The 21,379-nt window shown below is 63.3% G+C and carries 19 protein-coding genes; 10 read left to right on the top strand and 9 right to left on the bottom strand.

Translation table 11 applies throughout. From position 1 onward, the window contains the following. Positions 1–75: 75 nt before the first annotated feature. The 5 genes from AC6CIG_RS20610 to AC6CIG_RS20590 form a co-directional block, all read right to left on the bottom strand. Positions 76–861, bottom strand: a complete 786-nt coding sequence (locus AC6CIG_RS20610) for an SDR family oxidoreductase (RefSeq protein ID WP_018097435.1) — start codon at positions 859–861, stop codon at positions 76–78. Positions 862–906: 45 nt separating this feature from the next. Then, entirely contained in the window at positions 907–1,857 is a 951-nt protein-coding gene (locus tag AC6CIG_RS20605) for a sugar-binding transcriptional regulator (protein WP_018097434.1), read from the bottom strand. A 23-nt stretch (positions 1,858–1,880) separates the two neighbouring features. Beyond that, positions 1,881–3,350: an FGGY family carbohydrate kinase gene (locus AC6CIG_RS20600; protein ID WP_127711421.1), complete on the bottom strand. Its 1,470-nt coding sequence runs from the start codon at positions 3,348–3,350 to the stop codon at positions 1,881–1,883. Between the two features lie 78 nt (positions 3,351–3,428). Continuing rightward, on the bottom strand, positions 3,429–4,397 hold the full coding sequence (locus tag AC6CIG_RS20595; RefSeq protein WP_437408646.1) for a transketolase family protein: 969 nt from the start codon (positions 4,395–4,397) through the stop codon (positions 3,429–3,431). Next, positions 4,397–5,206, bottom strand: coding sequence for a transketolase (locus tag AC6CIG_RS20590; protein WP_127711425.1), 810 nt, complete (start codon positions 5,204–5,206; stop codon positions 4,397–4,399). Before AC6CIG_RS20590 ends, AC6CIG_RS20595 begins: the two co-directional genes overlap by 1 nt. A 207-nt stretch (positions 5,207–5,413) precedes the next feature. On the opposite strand from AC6CIG_RS20590, the gene AC6CIG_RS20585 reads away from it, so the two are divergent. From AC6CIG_RS20585 to AC6CIG_RS20570, 4 genes are all read left to right on the top strand, one after another. After that, complete coding sequence (locus tag AC6CIG_RS20585) at positions 5,414–6,388, top strand: ABC transporter permease (RefSeq protein ID WP_127711427.1); 975 nt, start codon at positions 5,414–5,416, stop codon at positions 6,386–6,388. Positions 6,389–6,511: 123 nt separating this feature from the next. Further along, the gene (locus tag AC6CIG_RS20580) at positions 6,512–7,444 is read left to right on the top strand and encodes a substrate-binding domain-containing protein (RefSeq protein ID WP_020487502.1); all 933 of its coding nucleotides are present in this window, start codon (positions 6,512–6,514) and stop codon (positions 7,442–7,444) included. 26 nt (positions 7,445–7,470) lie between these two features. Continuing rightward, positions 7,471–8,958 carry a sugar ABC transporter ATP-binding protein gene (locus AC6CIG_RS20575; protein ID WP_018097428.1) on the top strand — a complete coding sequence of 496 codons (1,488 nt, stop codon included), beginning with the start codon at positions 7,471–7,473 and terminating at the stop codon, positions 8,956–8,958. Between the two features lie 16 nt (positions 8,959–8,974). Next, positions 8,975–9,763, top strand: a complete 789-nt coding sequence (locus tag AC6CIG_RS20570; RefSeq protein WP_018097427.1) for an SDR family oxidoreductase — start codon at positions 8,975–8,977, stop codon at positions 9,761–9,763. A 22-nt stretch (positions 9,764–9,785) separates the two neighbouring features. Here the strand turns inward: AC6CIG_RS20570 and AC6CIG_RS20565 are convergent, their stop codons facing one another. From AC6CIG_RS20565 to AC6CIG_RS20555, 3 genes are all read right to left on the bottom strand, one after another. Further along, positions 9,786–10,427 (bottom strand): LysE family translocator, encoded by a 642-nt coding sequence (locus AC6CIG_RS20565; RefSeq protein WP_018097426.1) that lies wholly within the window; start codon positions 10,425–10,427, stop codon positions 9,786–9,788. A gap of 115 nt (positions 10,428–10,542) precedes the next feature. Further along, a complete protein-coding gene (gene hisC, locus AC6CIG_RS20560; protein ID WP_127711431.1) occupies positions 10,543–11,598 on the bottom strand; it encodes a histidinol-phosphate transaminase in 1,056 nt (351 codons plus the stop codon). Positions 11,599–11,602: 4 nt separating this feature from the next. Beyond that, complete coding sequence (locus AC6CIG_RS20555; protein WP_127711433.1) at positions 11,603–12,517, bottom strand: polyprenyl synthetase family protein; 915 nt, start codon at positions 12,515–12,517, stop codon at positions 11,603–11,605. A gap of 149 nt (positions 12,518–12,666) precedes the next feature. Here AC6CIG_RS20555 and mtgA point away from each other — a divergent pair, with 149 nt between their 5' ends. The 3 genes from mtgA (at position 12,667) to rpmF (ending at position 14,523) form a co-directional block, all read left to right on the top strand. Then, positions 12,667–13,455, top strand: coding sequence for a monofunctional biosynthetic peptidoglycan transglycosylase (gene mtgA / locus AC6CIG_RS20550; protein ID WP_127711435.1), 789 nt, complete (start codon positions 12,667–12,669; stop codon positions 13,453–13,455). A gap of 72 nt (positions 13,456–13,527) precedes the next feature. Next, entirely contained in the window at positions 13,528–14,175 is a 648-nt protein-coding gene (locus AC6CIG_RS20545; protein ID WP_127711437.1) for a glutathione S-transferase family protein, read from the top strand. Between the two features lie 162 nt (positions 14,176–14,337). Continuing rightward, positions 14,338–14,523: a 50S ribosomal protein L32 gene (gene rpmF / locus AC6CIG_RS20540; protein ID WP_003535764.1), complete on the top strand. Its 186-nt coding sequence runs from the start codon at positions 14,338–14,340 to the stop codon at positions 14,521–14,523. Positions 14,524–14,756: 233 nt separating this feature from the next. Here the strand turns inward: rpmF and phaR are convergent, their stop codons facing one another. After that, on the bottom strand, positions 14,757–15,335 hold the full coding sequence (phaR, locus tag AC6CIG_RS20535; RefSeq protein WP_003535770.1) for a polyhydroxyalkanoate synthesis repressor PhaR: 579 nt from the start codon (positions 15,333–15,335) through the stop codon (positions 14,757–14,759). Between the two features lie 222 nt (positions 15,336–15,557). Here phaR and AC6CIG_RS20530 point away from each other — a divergent pair, with 222 nt between their 5' ends. The 3 genes from AC6CIG_RS20530 to AC6CIG_RS20520 all read left to right on the top strand — a co-directional run bounded on the left by AC6CIG_RS20530 (position 15,558) and on the right by AC6CIG_RS20520 (position 21,373). Then, positions 15,558–16,739 (top strand): acetyl-CoA C-acetyltransferase, encoded by a 1,182-nt coding sequence (locus AC6CIG_RS20530; protein ID WP_018097421.1) that lies wholly within the window; start codon positions 15,558–15,560, stop codon positions 16,737–16,739. 117 nt (positions 16,740–16,856) lie between these two features. After that, positions 16,857–17,582 (top strand): beta-ketoacyl-ACP reductase, encoded by a 726-nt coding sequence (locus AC6CIG_RS20525; protein WP_018097420.1) that lies wholly within the window; start codon positions 16,857–16,859, stop codon positions 17,580–17,582. Between the two features lie 740 nt (positions 17,583–18,322). Beyond that, positions 18,323–21,373 carry a helicase-related protein gene (locus AC6CIG_RS20520; protein WP_437412423.1) on the top strand — a complete coding sequence of 1,017 codons (3,051 nt, stop codon included), beginning with the start codon at positions 18,323–18,325 and terminating at the stop codon, positions 21,371–21,373. The last annotated feature ends 6 nt before the right edge of the window (positions 21,374–21,379 follow it).

Raw genomic sequence — 21,379 nt, 5'->3', positions numbered from 1 at the left:
CGGCGCCTTCGCTTTCCGACGATCTGATAGCGCGCGTCAGATTACGCGCCGCCATCCCATCGGATGGGCTGAACGTCACGACATGATCAAGCCGCCATCGACGTTGATCGTCTGACCTGTGATGTAGGCGGCATCTTCCGAAGCCAGGAAAGCAACCAGCGCTGCGACTTCGGCAGGCGTTCCGGCGCGCCCCATAGGGATGCCGCGGACCCACTCGGCCATCAGTTCGCCGGGGCCGTACTCACCGAGCATCTGACCCCAGACGCGGTCATTGTAATCCCACATCTCGGTGTGAATGATACCGGGGCAAATTGCGTTGGCTGTGATGCCCTCGCCGGCGAGTTCTTTGGCAAGGCTCTGCGTCAGGCCGACCACGCCGAATTTCGAGGCGGCGTAGTGCGGAGTATAGATGAAGCCTTGGCGGGCTTGGCCGGAGGCGGTGTTGATGAGTCGCCCTTTGGTTCCGCTGGCGCGGAAGCGGCGAATGGCTTCCTGGCAGCAGAGGAAGACGCCCTTGGTGTTCACGTCGAGATTGAGGTCCCACTCGCGCTCGGTAAGGTTTTCGACCTTGGCAATGGTGATGACGCCTGCGTTTTGGACGGATACGGATACCGCGCCCAGCTTCGCCTCGGCTTCACCATAGGCTTCCTGAACCGCTCGGACGTCGGTTACATCCAGCGTCAGTCCGATCACATCGGTGCCGGTCTCCTCAGCCAGCGTCTCGGCCGCCGCGGACGTATCCTTCTCGATCGCGGCGATGGCGACCTTTGCTCCCTCTTCGGCAAAGCGTTTGGCGATGCCGCGCCCGATTCCCTTGTTGCCGCCGGTGACGAAAACCGTTTGGCCTGCGAAACGTCTCATGGTTTTTTCCTCCATATGCGCAACGGGCCAAGACTGATCGCCGGATCAGGCCGTGAGCCGAGCTGCTGTGAACTTGTCGGTGACGAGCACATCGATAACGCCCAGTTTAAGGGCGCCGGCGATGGCTTGAGTTTTGGATTCTCCGCCCGCGAGCGCCATGACGCGGTCGGTCCTGCGCAGATCTTCCAGCGAGATGCCGATTACGCGGTCGTTGAGCGGGGTTTCGACCGGCTTTCCGTCCTTGTCGTAGAACCGGTAGGAAATCTCGCCAACCGCCCCTGCCTCATGCAGCATCGCCATTTCCTGGCGGGAGAAGGTGTTGCCGGAGCGGGCGAGCAGCTCGGATGGTTCCACCGCACCGATACCGACGATGGCAAGGCTAAGGCGGCCGAAGAGGTCCATTGTTTCGCGCACGACCGGGTCGGCGAGCATGACGAGTTTCGCCTCGCGTGAGGAGGTGATGCCTTGGACGAGAAGCAGTCTCGGCTCGCCGCCGGTGAGTCTTGCGAGGCGCGCGGTCAGTTGCGTGGCGTGGGTCTGCACCGAGGCGTCGCCCATGCCGCCGAGGATCTGAACGATGTACTTGGCCTTGGCGTTCTTCAACGGGTGGATGTTGTCGACCATGCGCAGAATGGTCTGACTCCAGCTCGAGACGCCGACAATCTCGTCCTGCTTCAGAGTGACTTCGAGGAAATGGGCGGCCGCCTCGCCGATACGAGCCATGATCGCCCCATCGCGATCCTCCGAACAGTCTATGACAATGGCTTCGGTCAGGCCGTAGCGCTCTCGCAGCGCGGTTTCCAGATCCGCAAAGGTGCCGGCCGGGGGGATGACCGTCGTGCGCACGATGTCTTCCTGCTCGGCGCGCTTCAGCATGCGCGAAACCGTCGCCTGCGACATGTGCATGATCTCGGCGATCTCCGCCTGCCTCTTGCTTTCGATATGGTACATCTGGGCAACGCGGGCGATCAGTCGAAGCTCGTTGAGCCGTCCCATTGGGGTCCTCCAGCAGTGAATTTTTATTCACTCATAATAGACGGACCTCGCACGGTCGAGCGGTAGATTGCGTCCTGCCAAATCACAAGGCGATCTGTGGCGTCGCATGCGCGCGGGAGGAGGGGATTGCCGGCGCGCGGCAGGGAAGCGACAGCGGCGAGATCGGGCCAGACGCCCAGCGAGAGACCCGCCAGATAGGCCGCGCCAAGAGCGGAGGCCTCAGGCGCGTCGCATTGGATAATGACGTGGCTTAGAGTATCGGCGACGCATTGCATCAGGAAGGTGTTCTTGCTCGGCCCGCCATCCGCATAGAGACGGCCGAGCGGTGTCGGCGATTGCGCGGACATCGCCTTGAAGACGTCATGGACCTGGAAGGCCATCGAATCCGTGACCGCACGCGCCATCTGGGCGCGTGTCGTGTTGAAGGTGATGCCGGAAAACAGTGCTCGTGCATCGGCCTGCCAATAGGGCGCACCGAGACCCACGAAAGCCGGCACGAAACCCGGCCCTCCCGGCTCGGCGGTGGCGGCGAGATCGATCAGGGCCTGGATATCGGAAAGGCCGAGCATTTCGGTCATCCAGGGGAGGGCTGCGGCCGAAACGAGAATATTGCCCTCGAATGCATAGGTCGGCCGGCCGGCGATCGACCAGGCGATCGTGGTCGTGATGCCCTGCTGGGGTGCGATGAAGCGAGGCAGAGTCGTCATGACCGACGAGCCGGTGCCGAAGGTCACTTTGCCGTCGCCGGGATTAAAGGCGCCATGGCCGAAAAGCGCGGCATGGCTGTCGCCGATCGCCGAGGCGATCGGGATGCCGTCCTTCAGCCCCGGCACATTCTTCGTCACGCCGAAGCGGGCGGCGCTGTCGCGCACCTCGGGCAGGGCGGACTTCGTCACGCCGAACAAGTCGCAAAGCTCGTCGCTCCAGACTTGGTGGTTGAGGTCGTAAAGCTGGCTGCGCGCTGCATTGGCGGCATCGCAGGCATGGATCGCGCCATCCGTGAAGCAATGGATCAGCCAGGCGTCGATCGTGCCCAGTCGGACCTCGCGTCCTGCCGGCACGCGATCGAGCAGCCACTTCATCTTGGGACCGGGGAACATTGGGTCGATGGGGAGACCCGTGAGCGCCTGAACGCGTTCGGCATGGCCCGCGACGGTGAGTTCGGCGCAAGCAGGCGCGCTGCGGCGGCACTGCCAGCTGACCACCGGGCCGAGCGGCTTGCCCGTCACGGCATCCCAGACGGTGACCGACTCGCGCTGATTGGAGATCGCGATCCCGAGAATGTCGGCGCAAGGTCCCGTTTCCAGGCACGCGGCAATCGCCTCCAGAACCGATTCCCAGATGCGAAGCGGGTTCTGCTCCACCCAGCCAGGCTGCGGATGTTCGATGCCGACCGGAGATGCGCCACGCGAAAGGATCTCCCCGGTCGTCGAAACGAGCACGGCTTTGGAATTCGTGGTGCCCTGGTCGATGGCGAGAATGGCAGTCGTCATGGCGGCTCCGGCAGGCAGGAATTGTGGGCGCGGCAGGAGGATTGCCGCGCCCGGCACGAAAAATCTAATCGCGCGTGATTATGCGCGGGAAGGCTTCCGTGCGATCAATGCAACGGCCGCTTCGGCGATGGCGGCAGGGGACATGCCGAACTCGTCAAGCAGGAATTCCGCCGATCCGGTAGGCGCGAAGATGCCCGGAACGCCGAGAATCTTCATCGGCACGGGGGCTTCGGCCACGACGAACTCGGCGATGGCCGAACCGAGGCCGCCGAAGGTGGAGTGCTCTTCCGCCGTCAGGATCGCGCCGGTCTCGTGAGCGGCGGCCACGACGGCATCGATGTCAAGCGGACGGACCGTCGCCATGTTCAGCACGCGTGCCTCTATGCCCTCTGCCGCCAGCAGATCGGCGGCTTTCATCATGCGGTGTGTCACCGTGCCGTTGGCGACGAGGGTGATCGCGTCGCCGTCGCGCAGCAGGTTGGCCTTGCCTACTTCGAATGTGTGGTCAGCCGGCAGCAGGTCCGGAACGCCGACGCGCGACAGGCGCAGGAAGACCGGACCGTCATAGCGGGCGGCCCATTCGACGGCCGCGGCGGTCTCGATCGAGTCGCATGGCGCGATGACCGGAAGGTTGGGCAAGACGCGGGTCCAGGCGAAATCTTCGATGGAATGGTGCGTCGGCCCAAGCTCGCCATAGGCCATGCCGGAAGAAATGCCGATGAGCTTTACGTTTGCGTTTGAATAGGCGATGTCGGCCTTGATCTGCTCCAGCGACCTGCCAGTGAGGAAGCATGCGGCGCCGCAGACGAAGGGCAGCAGCCCGCCATTGGCAAGGCCGGCGCCGACGCCAACCATGTTTTGTTCGGCGATTCCGACATTGACCAGCCGTTCGGGCCATTTGGATTTGAAGCCGCCGAGCTTCGAGGAGCCGACGGAATCGTTGCAGACGGCCACGATCCTGGGGTTCTCCGCGCCGAGGCGCTCCAACACGGCAACGAAGGCGTCGCGGCAATCATGCAGTTTGGGAGAGGTCATCACGTCCTTCATCACAGCGCCTCCGAGAGCTCAGCCACGGCAATCTCGTATTGTTCGGCATTCGGCACCTTGTGGTGCCAATCGACCTTGTCCTGCATGAAGGAAATACCATGGCCCTTGTTGGTATGGGCGACGATGCAGTGTGGGCGCTCGCCGCGTTTTTCCAGCGCCGGAACGATTTCGTCCATGGCGTTCCCGTTGATCTCGGTCACATCCCAGCCGAAGGCTTCGAGTTTGGCGGGGAATGGGGCGAGGTTGTTGGTGTCCTTCAGAGACGCGCCTTGCTGGAAGCGGTTGTGGTCGATGATCAGGGTCAGGTTGTCGAGTCCGAATTGCGCGGCCGACGCGATAGCCTCCCAGTTGGATCCTTCCTGCATTTCGCCGTCACCGGTCAACACATAGGTGTGGTATTTCGCGCCTGTTACTTTCGCGGCCTTCGCCATGCCGACCGCCACCGGAAGGCCATGGCCGAGCGGGCCGGTATTGGTCTCGACACCCGGTACCTTGGTACAGTTCGGGTGCCCGTTGAGACGCGAATGCGGCTTCAGGAATGTGCTGATCTCTTCCTCCGGAATGAAGCCTCGCCGGGCCAGCGTCACATAGAGCGCCAGCGCCACATGACCTTTCGACAGCACGAAACGGTCGCGCTCCGGATGCTTCGGCTGTTCGGGCCGGATGCGCAGCACGCGAAAATAGAGTGCCGTCAGTATGTCTATGGCGGACATCTCCCCGCCGATGTGGCCGGCGCCGGCTTCGAAAACCGCTTGCAGATCGCGAAGGCGGATCTGTCGAGCGATGCGGTCGAGATCGTTCGGCTGCATGAAATCCTCTTGATGAATAATTATGCGATTGCACGTATACTTGCATCTCGGCCCGGCAAGTCAAGCGAAAATGCGTTTCGCGCCCCATGAAAATTCACGGCGTGGTCGTATTGACACGCCCACGATCTGTCATGTACGCATTTACACACAGTGATGAATAAATATGCCAACGCCGGTCAGGAGGCGGATTATGCGGGAGGACGACGCATGCGGGCTGCAGTGCAAGAGAAGCAAGGGACTGCCGTGAGGCAGCTTCCGTCACTGAAGGGCGCGACCGGCCCGCTGATCGGGCTCATCGTGCTGTGCCTTTTCCTCACCTTCGCAACGGACAAGTTCCTATCGGTGCGGAATTTCCTCAATGTGCTCGACCAGATTACGGTGCTCGGCGTCATGGCCGTCGGCATGACTTTCGTCATCCTGATCGGAGGTATCGACCTTGCGGTCGGCTCGGTCATGGCGCTTGCGATGATGGTGCTCGGCTACCTCAACGTGGTGGCCGGCGTACCGATGTGGCTCGCTATTCCCCTGGCGCTCGCCGCCGCATCGCTAAACGGCCTCGTCGCGGGCCTCCTCATAACGCGCTTCAACGTACCGGCCTTCATCGCGACGCTGGCGATGATGTCGATCGCGCGCGGCCTTGCGAACATGATTACCGACGGCCAGCAGATCATAGGCTTTCCGGCCTGGTTCAACATGATGGCCATCGTGCGCTTTGGCGACTTCCTGACGCTGACGGTTGCCGTGATGATCGTGGTCTTCATCTTGGGGCTTCTTTACCAGCGCTACCGGCATGGCGGGCGCGTGCTCTACGCCATCGGCGGCAATGCCGAAGTGGCACGCCTTGCTGGCATCAACGTCCAGCGCGCGACCGTGCTCGTGTATGTCGTCTGCAGCTTCCTCGCGGGCCTTTCCGGCATGGTGCTCGCGGCTCGTCTCGACTCGGTCCAGCCGTCGTCGGGCGTATCCTACGAGCTCGACGCCATCGCGGCGGTGGTCATCGGCGGTACCTCGCTTTCCGGCGGCACCGGCGGGATCGGCGGCACCATTATCGGCGTGCTCATCATCGGTGTCCTGCGAAACGGTCTCAACCTGCTGAGCGTGTCTCCGTTCATGCAGCAGGTGATCATCGGTGCCGTCATCGTGCTCGCCGTCACGGCAGAAACCTATCGAAAACGGAAATAACTTTCGCCCCGCTGCCGAGGTGCGGCGGGGTGCTGAAAACGGCCAGCAATGGTGCAGGCCGGAAAAGGAGAAGGTGACTTCCTGCGAGGGCAGGGCGCCACCGGGCAACTCGGAGGAGAAACCATGAAACTTTCCACACTGCTGATGGCGGCAGCCGCCGCTTCGGGCCTTGCGCTTCCCGCATCCGCCGCCGAGGTCAAGAAGATCGGCCTTGCCGTTCCGAACCTCCAGGCCGACTTCTTCAACCAGATCAAGCTCGGGGTCGAAAAGCACGCCAGGGAAAAGGGCCTCGAAGTGGTCGTCGTCGACGCGAAGAACGACACCAACACGCAAGTCAGCCAGGTGCAGGACCTGATGATCCAGGACATCGATGCCTTCATCTATATCCCGGCCGGTGCCGCGGCCGCTGCCGTGCCGACCCGCCTTGCCCGCGAAGCCGGCATTCCGGTGATCAACGTCGATCGCGTTCCGGATGGCGCACCAGGCGACACCTTCATCGCCGGCGAGAGCGTCGAATCGGCCTACGCTGTCTGTAAGCACATCATCGAGAAGGCCGGTGGCTCGGGCAAGATGGCGATCATCCACGGACAGAAGGGCACGACGCCCGAAGTAGACCGTTTCACCGGCTGCAAGCGCGCCATCGACGAGAACAAGGGTGTCGAGCTGGTCGATCAGCAGTGGAGCAACATGTGGTCGGCCGACGAAGGCTTCTCGATCGCGCAGAACATGCTGCAGGCAAATCCGGACATCACGATCATTTTCGGCCAGGCCGACGGTCTCGCCATGGGGGCGGCCAAGGCGGTCGACGTCGCCAATCTCTCGGACAAGGTGATCATCGGCGGTTATGACGGCGACGTCTCGGCCCTGGAATACCTCGCCAAGTGCAAGGGGCCGTTCATCGCCACCGCCACGCAGAGCACGCAGAAGATGGGCGTTCTTGCCGTCGAATCCGCGCTTGCCGTTGCGGCGGGCGAGAAGGTCGAAGAACGTCAGACGCCCAATGCCGTGCTGACGACCTGCGACAACGCTCCGGAATTCGTAAAGAACCACCCGTAACCTGATAGCCGAAAGGCACCAGCGCCATGACGACCCGCTCTCCAATCCTGTCGCTCCGTCGAATCCAGAAGTCCTACGGTCCGATCAAGGTTCTCCACGGTGTAGATCTCGATATCTATCCGGGAGAGGTCGTGGCGCTGCTTGGCGAAAACGGTGCCGGAAAATCGACCCTGTCGAACATTATTTCCGGCACCGTGCAACCCTCGGCGGGCGAGATGACCTGGCTGGGGAGGGCCTATGCCCCCGCCGATCCCCGTGCTGCGCTGAACGAGGGGGTGGGCATGATCCATCAGGAATTGAAACTGCTTCCGAAGCTCTCCATCGCAGAGAATGTGTTCGTCGGTCGCTACCCGATGAAGGCGGGTCGGATCGATCGCAAGGCGATGGAAGACCGGGCGCGCAGCGGCCTTCACCGGCTGGGTCTCGATATCTCGCCGGATCGCCTCGTCGAGGGGCTTTCGACCGGCAAGCAGCAGCTCATCGAGATCGCAAAGGCACTGACGCTCAATGCGCGCCTCCTCATCCTCGACGAACCGACAGCCGCGCTCGGCGGCGAGGAGAGCCAGCTTCTCTTCCAGCAAATCGAACGGCTGAAGTCGGAGGGCGTCGGCATCATCTACATTTCGCACCGTCTGGAGGAAATCCGCCAGATCGCCGACCGCATCGTCGTGATGCGCGACGGCGCCAAGGTGCAGGAGTTCGAGAGTGGCGACGTACCGATACGCACGATCGTCGAGGCCATGGTCGGGCGCTCCCTCGAGCGCATGTTTCCGGCTCTTCCGGCGCCGACGGACCAGGTGACACTGGAGGTGCGAAAACTCTCGTCCCCGTCCAACGCCTTCCGAGACATCAGCTTCTCGGTTCGCAAGGGCGAGATTTTTGGCATTGCGGGCCTCATGGGAGCCGGCCGGACCGAACTGGTACGGGCCATCAGCGGCGCCGACCCCATCTCCGGCGGCGAGGTCCTGCTGCACGGCAGGCCCGTTACGCCCCGCTCGCCGATCGATGCGATCCGCAATGGCATCGTTCTCGTGCCGGAGGATCGAAAGCTCCAGGGTGTCGTGCTCGATCATTCGATTTCGGAAAACATCGGCTATGCCAATCTCGGCGAAATCTCCCGCGGCGGCTGGATCTCGTCGCGCCGTGTCCAGCAGTTCGCCGAGGACTGCATCAAGAAGTTCGGGGTAAAGGGCCGCGGCGGGCAGAGTGCGGGAGAGCTTTCCGGCGGCAACCAGCAGAAAGTGGTGCTCGCCAAATGGCTGGCGCGCAAGCCGCAGGTGGTCGTGCTCGACGAGCCGACGCGCGGCATCGACGTGGGCGCCCGCTCGTCGATCTACGATCTCATCATCGATCTGGCTCGCGAAGGCGTCGCGGTCATCGTGGTCAGCTCGGATCTCGAGGAGGTGCTCGGCGTCTCCAGCCGCATCCTGGTCATGGCACAGGGCAGGCAAGCCGGCATCCTGAATCGCGACGATGCGAACGACGTCTCGGTCATGGAACTCGCAACGACTTAAGCAGGAAGCCATTCATATGTCTCAAATCAGTCTCGACGCGCCGAAATTGTTCGATCTTTCCGGAAACGTCGCTCTCGTGACCGGCGCGGGCAGCGGTATCGGCCAACGCATCGCCATGGGACTCGCCCAGTGCGGTGCCGATGTCGCGCTGCTCGACCGCCGCACCGATGATGGTCTTGCGAAGACGGCCGGTTTCATCGAAAAGGCGGGACGTCGCAGCATCCAGATCGCCGCAGACGTCACCAGCGGTGCGGCGCTCAACGACGCGGTTGCGCGTACGGAAGCGGAACTGGGCCCGCTGACCCTCGCGCTTAACGCTGCAGGCATCGCCAATGCCAATCCGGCCGAGGAGATGGAGGAAAGTCAATTCCAGACGATGATGGACATCAATTTGAAAGGTGTTTTCCTTTCCTGCCAGGCGGAAGCACGCGCCATGTTGAAGAACGGCCGCGGTTCGATCGTGAATATCGCCTCGATGTCCGGCGTCATCGTAAATCGCGGTCTCAACCAGTGCCACTACAACGCCTCCAAGGCGGGCGTGATCCACATGACGAAGTCAATGGCGATGGAGTGGGTGGACCGCGGCATCCGCGTGAACACGATCAGCCCGGGCTATACGGCAACACCCATGAACACCCGGCCGGAAATGGTGCACCAGACCAAGCTCTTTGAGGAGCAGACGCCGATGCAGCGCATGGCGAGCGTGGACGAAATGGTCGGCCCGGCCGTTTTTCTCCTGTCCGATGCGGCGAGCTTCGTAACCGGCGTCGATCTTCTCGTCGATGGCGGCTTCTGCTGCTGGTGAAATCGCCGGGCAGGAGCTCCAATCAAAGCCGCGCCGTCAAAAGCTTGAAGCCGGCAAAGGCGAAGAAGCCGGCCATCAGGCTTTCGATGATCCGCCGCGATTTCAGATAGGCCCGATGAACCGGCGCGAGCGAAAAGACGATCGCGAAGCCGCAGAAGGTCACGAGACCGATCAGCATGCAGCCGACGATGAAGGCGGCGGTGACGCCGACCGGCGCTCCCTCCGGCATTCCGAGCGAAACCAGCATCATCCAGGCGAAGATCGCCTTCGGATTCGTCAGGTGGATACCGAGGCCTTTGAGGTAAAGCTTCTTCAGCGAGGAAGTCGGGGGCACACGAAGGGCGGACGGTCGGGCGTCGCCCCGCATCGCCGCTCTCAACGCATTATAGGCAAGCCAGAACAGGTAGCAGGCGCCGGCGATCTTCAGGACGATGATCGCCTGGCCATAGGTCCGGATCAGGGCCGATAGGCCGGAAGCCGTCAGCATCGCCCAGGTGTAGCTGCCGCTCAGCACGCCGAAGGCGAGCGCGAGGCCTGCGCTTCTCCCCCGGCTGATCGAGGTTGCGATAATCGCCAGAACCGCGGGCCCCGGCGAGGCAACGGCGATGACATAGGCCGTCCAGGCGACGAGGAGCTGCGGCAGATAGGGCGTAAGGTCCAGCATGACGGCGTCCGATTGTCCTTGCGGGGACAGTAGCCGAGGCCCCCGTTGATGCCAATGGGAGGTTTGGCCGTAGCCACCTGCAGCATTTTGCTGCAGCACCCGATTCTGTGCGGCCTTACAGAATCTCGTCGAGTGCCGCGACCAGCTTGGCGCATTCCGCGTCGGTGCCGATGGTGATGCGCAGGAAATCCGCAATTCGGGGCTTGGCGAAATGGCGGACGATCACAGCCCTTTCGCGCAGTTTCGCCGCCAGCGTCTGGCCCGCATGTCGGGGGTGGCGGGCGAAGACGAAGTTTGTCTGCGACGGCAGGACCTCGAAGCCGCGCTTTTCGAGTTGGCTCGTCAGCTTCGCCCGCGAGGCGATGATCTTGCCACGGGTAGCCTCGAACCATGCCTCGTCCTTCATCGCGGCCGTTGCACCCGCCTGGGCGGTGCGTCCGAGCGGATAGGAGTTGAAGCTGTCCTTGACGCGCTCCAGCGCCTCGACCAGCGGGCGCTGGCCGATCGCGAAGCCGACGCGCAGGCCGGCCAGGGCGCGTGACTTGGAGAAGGTCTGAACGACGAGCAGATTGTCGTATTTCGGAACGAGCGCGATTGCGGATGCGCCGCCGAAATCGATATAGGCCTCGTCGATCACCACCGGCTGATCGGGATGCTCGGCCACCAGCCTTTCGATATCGTCAAGCGGCAGGCCGATGCCGGTGGGGGCGTTCGGGTTCGGCAGGATGACCGCGCCCGCGGGACGGCGATAATCGGCGATGTCGATGCGGAATGCGGCGTCGAGCGGCACCTCCACCGCCTCGATGCCGAAAAGGCCCGCATAGGTCGGGTAGAAGCTGTAGGAGATGTCCGGAAAAAGCAGCGGCCCGTCGTGCTTCAGCAACGCGGCGAAAGCGTGTGCCAGGACCTCGTCGGAACCGTTGCCGACGAAGACCTCCCCGACCGATACCTTGTGGCGCGCGGCGATCGTCTCCCGCAGCCCGAGAGCGACGGGATCCGGATAGAGGCGGAGATCCTTGTCCGCCGCCGCCCGGATCGCCTCCAGCGCCTTTTCCGAGGGCCCATAGGGGCTCTCATTGGTGTTGAGCTTGACGAGATCGGCCATGCGCGGCTGTTCACCGGGAACGTAGGGTTTCAGCGCGGCCACGATCGGCGACCAGAATTTGCTCATGAGCTCAGTTCCTGCGATTGGCGATGAAGCGGGCGGTTTCGGCAAGGATCGCCGAGCTTGGCCCGTAGGGTTCGAGCAGGCCTTCCGCCTCGGCCACCAGGCTTTCGAGCCGGCGCTCGGCCCAGGGCTGGCCGTGCAGGGAGACAAGCGTACCCTTCCCCCGTGCCGCATCCTTGCCGGTCGCCTTGCCGACGATTGCTGCATCGGCGGTGAGGTCGAGAAGGTCGTCGGCGAGCTGAAAGGCGAGGCCGATCTTCTCTCCGAAGGCGCGCAGGCGTCGGCGGTCCTCTGCCGGCGCATCGGCGATGATTGCGCCCGCCTCGCAGGCGAAGCGGATGAGGGCCCCTGTCTTCATCGACTGCAAGAGGACGATGCCCGCTTCGTCGGGAGCACTCTTTTCGGCGGCAAGGTCGAGCGCCTGACCGCCGGCCATGCCGCCATGCCCCGCTGCGCGCGCGAGCGCCAGCACGAGCGTCGTCTTCTGGCGGTCGGAGAGCGCCGTTTCCGGCGCCGCGATGATGTCGAAGGCGAAGGTCAGCAGGCTGTCGCCCGCGAGGATCGCCGTTGCCTCGTCGAAGGCGACGTGCACCGTCGGCTTTCCGCGGCGCATGTCGTCGTCGTCCATGGCCGGAAGGTCGTCATGGACGAGCGAGTAGCAGTGGATGCATTCGAGCGCGGCGCCTGTTCTGAGCGCCGCTTCCGCATCGCCGCCGAGGAGGGCCGCGCTTTCGGCGACGAGAAAAGGCCGCAGCCGCTTGCCGCCGTTGAGCACGCCATGGCGCATGGCGCCGAGCAGGTTTTCCGGGCGGGCGATTTCGCCCACGCCCACAGCCGGGCCGAGCAACGTCTCGAGCAGCGCTTCGACTGCGGCCGCGTTGGTCCTGAGGCGCGCCGGAAAGGATGATCTTTCGTCTGTCATAGAGGCTCTTTGACATGCGGCGGAGCGGCTTTCAACGGGGTTTTGCGTCGCGCGCACAGGGCCGGTCCGGGGACGACGGCGCTGCAGAGCCTTGCCTTTTGCGAGAAAGGCCGTTCAACTTTCGCTCGCCATCGCATATGAGAGGGTGAATGGGACAAGAGGCGGGCGGAAAAGAGGTGGACGGACGGGGCGTGGAGATCGTTTCGGAAGAACGCGAGGAGGCGGAGTTGCCCGCCGGTCGCCGGGCAGCCACGCGCAGGACGTGGCGCTCGTGGCGGCGTCGGCTCGTTCTCGTCGTCCTCTCCGTTCTCATCCTGCCTTATGCCTTGATCGGCCTCTATCTTCTGGAGTTCATTCACCCGGTCTCGACACTGATGCTGCGCGACCTCGTGCTGCTGCGGGGCTATGACCGGCAGTGGGTGGAATTCGAAGATATCGCGCCGGTGCTCGTCCAGTCGGTGATGATGTCGGAGGACGGGCAGTTCTGCGCTCATGCCGGCATCGATTGGGCGCAGATGCGTGGCGTCGTCGAGGACGCGCTCGACGGCGAACAGACGCGCGGCGCCAGCACGATCCCGATGCAGACGGTCAAGAACCTGTTCCTCTGGAACGGCCGCTCCTTCGTGCGCAAGGCTATGGAATTGCCGCTGGCGATCGCAGCCGATTTCGCCTGGAGCAAGCGGCGCCTGATGGAGATCTACCTGAACGTCGCCGAATGGGGCGAGGGCATCTACGGGATCGAGGCCGCCGCCCGTCATCATTTCGGCGTTTCGGCGGCGAAGCTTTCGCGCCGGCAGGCCGCTCTCCTCGCCGTTTCGCTGCCCAACCCGATCAACCGCAATGCGGGAAAGCCGGGGCGCGGTCTCAGGCGCCTCGCCGGCGTGATCGAGCGCCGTGCCAGCCGCTCCGGCGGTTACATCACCTGCCTTTATGATTAAGATGAAACCAATTCATTGGTTTGTCCGGTGCCGATGTGGCAAGTCTGCCCTCGGTTTCAGCGGAGACAGATCATGACCAAGCTCGTCCTCTATGTCGGCAACAAGAACTATTCGTCCTGGTCGATGCGCCCCTGGCTCGCGCTCACGGCTTGCGGCATTCCGTTCGAGGATGTCGTTATTCCCTTCGATTTCGCGGCCGGCAATCCGCGGTTCCGCGAAATCTCGCCGACAGGGCGCGTTCCGGTGCTCCACCATGGCGAAAACCGCGTTTGGGAGTCGCTCGCGATCATCGAATACGCGGCGGAGCTTTTCCCGGATGCGGGTCTCTGGCCGGAGGAGCGCGCGGATCGTGCCCGTGCGCGCAGCTACTCGATGGAGATGCTCTCCGGCTTCCGGGCGCTGCGCGGCGCCTGCCCGATGAATATCCGCCGGCCGAGAAAGTCGATCGCTCTGCCGGATGGCGTCAGTGAGGATGTGGCGCGGATCGAGACGATCTGGCGGGAGTCGGTCGAGCGATCAGGGGGACCGTTCCTTTTCGGCCGGTTCACCGCGGCCGACGCGATGTTCGCCCCGGTCGTCAACCGTTTCGAGACCTATGAGCTCGTGACGGACCCGGCGACGCTCGCCTATATGGACGCCGTCAAGGCGCATCCGGCCTTCCGCAGGTGGGAGGAGGCCGCAAGAGCCGAACCCTGGATTGTGCCGGAGGACGAGGCCTGAAGCGGATTGAGGCTTCCCGCGGGGAGTCGAAAATTTGCGCGCGGGGACTGGTCAAAGTGCGGTTCGACATGTATAAGCGCGCGAAATTCCGAGATCGACATCTGTTTGACCCGGCCATTTTCGGCTGCTGAACAGTGTTTTGCCCGATAAGTGGAGAATGAAATGGCTGTACCGAAAAGAAAAACGAGCCCGTCCAAGCGTGGCATGCGCCGTTCCGCTGACGCCCTCAAGGCTCCGACCTACATCGAAGACAAGAACTCCGGCGAACTGCGCCGCCCGCATCACATCGACCTGAAGACCGGCATGTATCGCGGCCGCCAGGTTCTGACGCCGAAGGAAAACGCATAAGCGTTTCCGCCTGCGGATGAAGTTCGAAGGGTCGGCATTGCCGGCCCTTTTTCTTTTGGTGCGAATGTCTGATGGCTTGGACGAGCGCGCCCCTCATGCGGCCTGCCGCCCACCTTCTCCCCGCAAGCGGGGCGAAGGGGACTCGAGGCGGCTCAAGTCCCCTCTCCCCCTGCGGGGAGAGGGCCAGGGCGAGGGGCTGAGCCCCTGCAATCGCGGAGAAGCATCGCGGAAGTTCAGCCCAGATTGTCCAGTTTCGTCTGAAGGGCGCGAAGCTGTTCCTTCAGTTCGTCGATGTCCTTCGCCTCGGCCTTCCTGGTTTCCTTGGCCGGCGGGGCGGCCATGAAGGGCGAAAACATCTGCATGGCCTGATGGAACATTTCGGTGTTGCGCCGGACCTGTTCCTCGACGAGCTGCAGCGGCACCTTCAGGTTCTTGCCGATCGGCGTGTCGCCGAAGGCCTTGGTGATCTGCTCGCGCATCTGCGCCTGCTGTTCGGTGAAGGCCTGCATCGAGTGCTCGAGATAGCTCGGTACGACCATCTGCATCTGGTCGCCATAAAAGGAGATCAACTGGCGGAGAAAGGAAATCGGCAGAAGCGTGTTGCCGGTCTTCGACTCCTGCTCGAAGATGATCTGCGTCAGCACGGAATGGGTTATGTCTTCGCCGGACTTGGCATCCTGCACGATGAAGTCCTCGCCCCTCTTCACCATGACAGCCAGGTCGTCGAGGGTCACGTAAGTGCTCGTACCGGTATTGTAGAGGCGCCTGTTCGCGTATTTCTTGATGACGATCTGGCCTTCGTTTTTCCCCATCAGGGTCTCCTCTTACCCATGGTCCCGTCTTTATTGTATTTTTCAGAGTATCCGCAAAAGAGCGCCACTGACAATCTCTTTGTGCAATGCGGCGACGCAGCTGCGAACAGGCGCCGACAAGTCACCGTGAAGCTTTTGCGGCAGTGCAACTAGCCGTTTGACTCGCGCTCCTCCCTTTGCCAGTCTGCCTCCATCAGGCAAAGCAAATATGAGGAACGTCCCATGAGCAATCCCTCGATCGTCATCGCCAGCGCGGCCCGCACGGCCGTCGGCTCCTTCAATGGCGCCTTCGGCAACACTCCCGCGCACGAACTGGGCGCGGCCGCCATCAAGGCGGTGCTCGAGCGGGCGGGCGTCGAAGCGGGCGAGGTGGACGAGGTGATCCTCGGCCAGGTGCTGCCGGCGGGCGAGGGGCAGAATCCTGCACGGCAAGCGGCGATGAAGGCCGGCCTCCCGCAGGAAAAGACCGCCTGGGGCATGAACCAGCTTTGCGGCTCGGGCCTGCGCGCCGTGGCGCTCGGCATGCAGCAGATCGCAACCGGCGATGCGAAGGTCATCGTTGCCGGCGGCATGGAGTCGATGTCCATGGCGCCGCATTGCGCGCACCTGCGCGGCGGCGTGAAGATGGGCGACTACAAGATGATCGACACGATGATCAAGGACGGCCTGACGGATGCCTTCTACGGCTACCACATGGGCATCACCGCCGAGAACGTTGCGCGGAAATGGCAGCTGACGCGCGAGGAACAGGACGAATTCGCGCTTGCCTCCCAGAACAAGGCGGAAGCGGCCCAGAAGGCCGGGCGTTTTGCCGACGAGATCGTGCCTTTCGTCGTGAAGACGCGCAAGGGCGACGTAACCGTGGATCAGGACGAGTACATCCGCCACGGTGCCACGCTCGATTCGATCGCAAAGCTCCGCCCGGCCTTCGACAAGGAAGGTACCGTGACCGCGGGCAATGCTTCGGGTCTCAACGACGGCGCCGCCGCGGCGCTCTTGATGACCGAGGCCGAGGCGGCCCGGCGCGGCATCCAGCCGCTTGCCCGCATCGTCTCCTGGGCGACGGCAGGCGTCGACCCGCAGATCATGGGCACCGGCCCCATCCCCGCATCGCGCAAGGCCCTCGAAAAAGCCGGCTGGTCGGTCGCCGACATCGAGCTCGTGGAAGCGAACGAGGCTTTCGCGGCTCAGGCCTGCGCCGTCAACAAGGACCTCGGCTGGGATCCTTCGATCGTCAACGTCAATGGCGGAGCGATCGCCATCGGCCATCCGATCGGTGCCTCCGGTGCCCGCGTGCTGAACACGCTTCTTTTCGAAATGAAGCGGCGCGGCGTCTCCAAGGGGCTTGCCACCCTGTGCATCGGCGGCGGCATGGGCGTCGCCATGTGCGTGGAACGCCTGTAACCGGCCGCCTGCAATGCGGGCAAGTTTCGGATCAGACGATGGAAATCAGCGGCCCGGGCTCGCCGGGCTGCAGGGGTGTGCTTTTGCGAATTTGAATCAACCGAGCGGGAGGCGAGTATGAGCAGGGTAGCACTGGTAACGGGCGGATCCCGCGGCATTGGCGCCGCAATTTGCGTGGCGTTGAAGGCTGCGGGCTACAAGGTGGCCGCAAACTACGCCGGAAATGACGAGAGGGCCAAGGCCTTCGAGCAGGAAAGCGGCATTCCCGTCTACAAATGGGACGTATCGAGTTATCAGGCCTGCGTCGATGGCATCGCCAGGGTCGAGGCGGACCTCGGACCGGTCGACATCCTCGTCAACAATGCCGGCATCACCCGTGACGCCATGTTCCACAAGATGACGCCGGAACAGTGGGGCGAAGTGATCGGCACCAATCTCACCGGCGTCTTCAACATGACGCATCCGGTCTGGTCGGGCATGCGCGACCGCGGTTTCGGGCGCATCGTCAACATCTCGTCGATCAACGGCCAGAAGGGGCAGATGGGCCAGGTGAACTATTCCGCCGCCAAGGCCGGCGATCTCGGCCTGACCAAGGCGCTGGCCCAGGAAGGGGCGGCGAAGGGGATCACCGTCAACGCGATTTGCCCCGGCTATATCGGCACCGAGATGGTGCGCGCCGTTCCGGAAAAGGTGCTCAACGAGCGGATCATTCCGCAGATACCGGTGGGACGCCTGGGCGAGCCGGAGGAAGTGGCACGCTGCGTCGTGTTTCTCGCTTCCGACGACGCGGGCTTCATCACCGGCTCGACGATTTCGGCCAATGGGGGCCAGTACTTCGCCTGAGGCGTGGTGCCTGCGGCTTTTTTCGGCGCCCTTCGGGGCGCCGGATTCGTTTTGGCCTTCGATCTCGCATCCGTGTCCATCCTGAAGCCGCCCCCCGATCTCTACAGGTGCCACTAGATGTTGTGGCGAACGAAAGGGGAAAACGTTCCTCCGGGCGAGTCGGCGTCGCTCTTCCCAGGCAGGAGCGGGTGCCTGTGAAGCGATTCCTATTTCCGGACTCGGCCGATCGGCGGCGAATCCCGTTAAAATTTTTCAATCTTTCCAGACTCTTGGATTCGGAATCCTTTGCGTAGTCAAAGGCTGCAGTGACCACAGCCGAAGCCGATCGGCAGCTTCTGAGGGGTGATCCTCCCTTGGATTCAGCATCTGGTGCGTAACTAGATGTTGATATCTATATATAGCCGTGAACATAAAGTGAATCAGCGGGAGTCAGCGATTCGTCTCTGATTCGTTCCGTCGCTGTTCCAGAATCCTGAACTGCAGTTGAAAGGGGAGCCGCAAGATATGGTTGGCCGTTTGGTGCATTTATTCCCCGTGAACCCTTGCGTTTGGCATGCCGCATAGGCATCTGTTTCCCGCCGGAGCGTGAACGCGCGCCGGCTCACCATACGTGTTCCTTAAATCGGAGCCGTTTTAAGGATAATACATACGCCAAATCAGCACTGCAGCGAGCTTTGCGCGACCAAGGAAGCGCGGTGCTGTAGAGACTGTCCGGGATCGAGACCTTGTCTTTTCAATCCATGATCCTGAGCGGCCGCGGCGTGACCGCGGTGCTCGGACCCACCAATACCGGCAAGACCCATTATGCGATCGAGCGCATGATCGCGCATGACAGCGGCGTCATAGGGCTGCCGCTGAGATTGCTCGCACGCGAGGTCTATACCCGTCTCGTGGAGAAGGTCGGCCACCACAATGTCGCGCTGATCACGGGCGAGGAAAAGATCGCCCCGCATCGCGCCCGCTTTTCGGTCTGCACGGTGGAAGCGATGCCGCGCGAGACCACGGCCTCCTTCGTGGCGATCGACGAGGTTCAGCTGGCGGGCGATCTCGAACGCGGCCATATCTTCACGGACCGGATACTGCACCTGCGCGGCCGCGGCGAGACGCTGCTGCTCGGCGCCGCGACGATGCGGCCGATCCTCGAATATCTGCTGCCCGGCATCACCGTCGTCGAGCGGCCGCGCATGTCGCAGCTTCTCTATGCCGGCTCCAAGAAAATCACCCGCCTGCCGAACCGCTCGGCAATCGTCGCCTTTTCGGCCGACGAGGTCTATGCGATCGCGGAGCTCATCCGGCGCCAGCGCGGCGGCGCGGCCGTCGTACTGGGCGCGCTTTCGCCGCGAACCCGCAATGCCCAGGTGGCGCTCTATCAGGAGGGGGACGTCGACTACCTCGTGGCGACCGACGCCATCGGCATGGGGCTGAACCTCGACGTCGATCATGTCGCCTTCGCTCAGGACAGGAAGTTCGACGGCTACCAGTACCGTAACCTCAATCCGGCGGAGCTCGCCCAGGTCGCGGGGCGCGCGGGCAGGCACGTCCGGGACGGGACCTTCGGCGTGACCGGACGCGTCGATCCGTTCGACGAGGAGCTGGTGCACCGCATCGAATCGCATGAGTTCGACCCGGTCCGCGTGCTGCAATGGCGCTCCAAGGCGCTCGACTTTTCTTCGCTGAAGGCACTGAAAAAGAGCCTCGAGGCCGCACCGGCGGTATCCGGCCTGGCGCGGGCGCTCCCGGCCGTCGATCAGCAGGCTCTCGAGCATCTGACCCGCTACCCGGAGATCGTCGACGTCGCCACGGCGTCCGAGCGCGTCGAGAAGCTCTGGGAAGCCTGCGCGCTCCCGGATTATCGTCGCATCACGCCGGCTCAGCATGCGGATCTGATCTCGACCATCTATGCGGACCTCGTTCGCCATGGCACGGTCAACGAAGATTTCATGGCCGAACAGGTCCGGCGCGCCGATCATACGGACGGCGAAATCGACACACTTTCGGCGCGAATTGCGCAGATCAGGACCTGGACCTATGTATCCAACCGGCCCGGGTGGCTTGCCGATCCGACACACTGGCAAGAAAAGACGCGGGAAATCGAAGATCGATTGTCCGACGCGCTACATGAAAGGTTGACGAAACGCTTTGTTGATCGCAGGACATCTGTGCTCATGAAGCGCCTGAGAGAGAATGCGATGCTGGAAGCAGAAATCAGTGTGAATGGTGATGTCTTCGTCGAGGGACACCATGTGGGTCAGCTAGCCGGTTTCCGGTTCACGCTCGCCGCGGGCAGCGAGGGAACGGACGCGAAGGCCGTTCAGGGTGCCGCCCATAAGGCGCTCGCGCTGGAATTCGAAGCGCGCGCCGCTCGTCTCCATGCGGCCGGCAATGGCGACCTGGCTCTGTCGTCGGACGGTCTTGTCCGTTGGCTCGGCGATCCGGTCGCGCGGCTCACGGCGAGCGACCACGTCATGCGTCCCCGCGTCATCCTGCTTGCCGACGATCAGCTTCAGGCTAATGCCCGCGAACATGTCCTGGCGCGGATCGAGCGTTTCGTGAACCATCACATCAGCACGGTGCTGAAGCCGCTGGACGACATTTCGCGCGCCGAGGATCTGGAGGGTCTCGCCAAGGGTCTCGCCTTCCAGATCGTCGAGAATCTCGGCGTGCTCTTCCGTCGCGACGTCGCCGAAGACGTGAAGTCGCTCGATCAGGAGAGCCGCGCGTCGATTCGCAGATACGGTGTACGCTTCGGCGCCTATCACATCTTCCTCCCCGCGCTTTTGAAGCCGGCTCCGGCGGAGCTGATCACGCTTCTCTGGGCACTGAAGAACGACGGGCTGGACAAGCCCGGTTACGGCGAGCTCATCCCGATGCTGGCTGCCGGCCGTACCTCGGTCGTCACCGATCCGTCTTTCGAGCGGACCTTCTACAAGCTCGCGGGCTTCCGCTTCCTCGGCAAGCGCGCGGTGCGGATCGATATCCTCGAGCGGCTTGCCGATCTCATCCGTCCGCTCCTGCAGTGGAAGCCGGGGACGTCGCCGCGTCCGGAAGGCGCCTATGACGGCCGCCGTTTCGTCGCGACGACGTCGATGTTGTCCATCCTCGGGGCGACGCCGGATGACATGGAGGAAATCCTCAAGGGTCTCGGCTATCGCGCCGACGCCGTGCCGGCCGAGGAGGCGGCAGCTTTCCTGGCAAGCCAGAATGGGGACGCGGCGTCTGCCGAAGAGGCCGGTGCGAGCGTAGCGGATGCGGGCGTCGAGGCCGAGGCCGCGGATGCGCCTGCCGCAGAGCCGGAAACGGCCGGAACCGCGGCTGCCGAGACGCCTGCCGCAGAGACGGAAGCCGCCGTCGATACCGCCACTGCAACGACGCCGGCGGCGCCGGCAAGAGACGATGCAGCGGCACCGGCTGAGCCGGAGGCCCCGGTTGAAGCCAAGCCGGTGCTCCTGTGGCGTCCGGGCACCCGTCAGGACAATCAGCGACAGGGCGGCCGCCAGGGCGAACAGCGCCGAGGGGGCCAGCGCCATGGCCAGACCGAAGGCCGCGAGGGCGGTCGCAGGCAGGCTCCTCATGGCAAGTCGCAGGGCAAGCCCTGGGAAGGCAAGCCGCAGGAAGGCAAGGGGTCCGAAGGAAGGCCGGGCGGTCAGCGAAAGGACCGCGGCGACCGGCACGATCGAAACAAGTCGTCTCCCTCCAAGTTCGAAGGGCGCCCACCCCGCAAGGAAAAGCCGATCGATCCGGATTCGCCTTTCGCCAAACTCGCTGCTCTGAAGGAGCAGATGAAGAAGTAGGTCAAG

Source organism: Sinorhizobium sp. GQ132, assembly GCF_059758575.1.
Note: the sequence above shows the minus strand (reverse complement) of the source record. Positions and strands in the feature narration are given on the sequence as shown.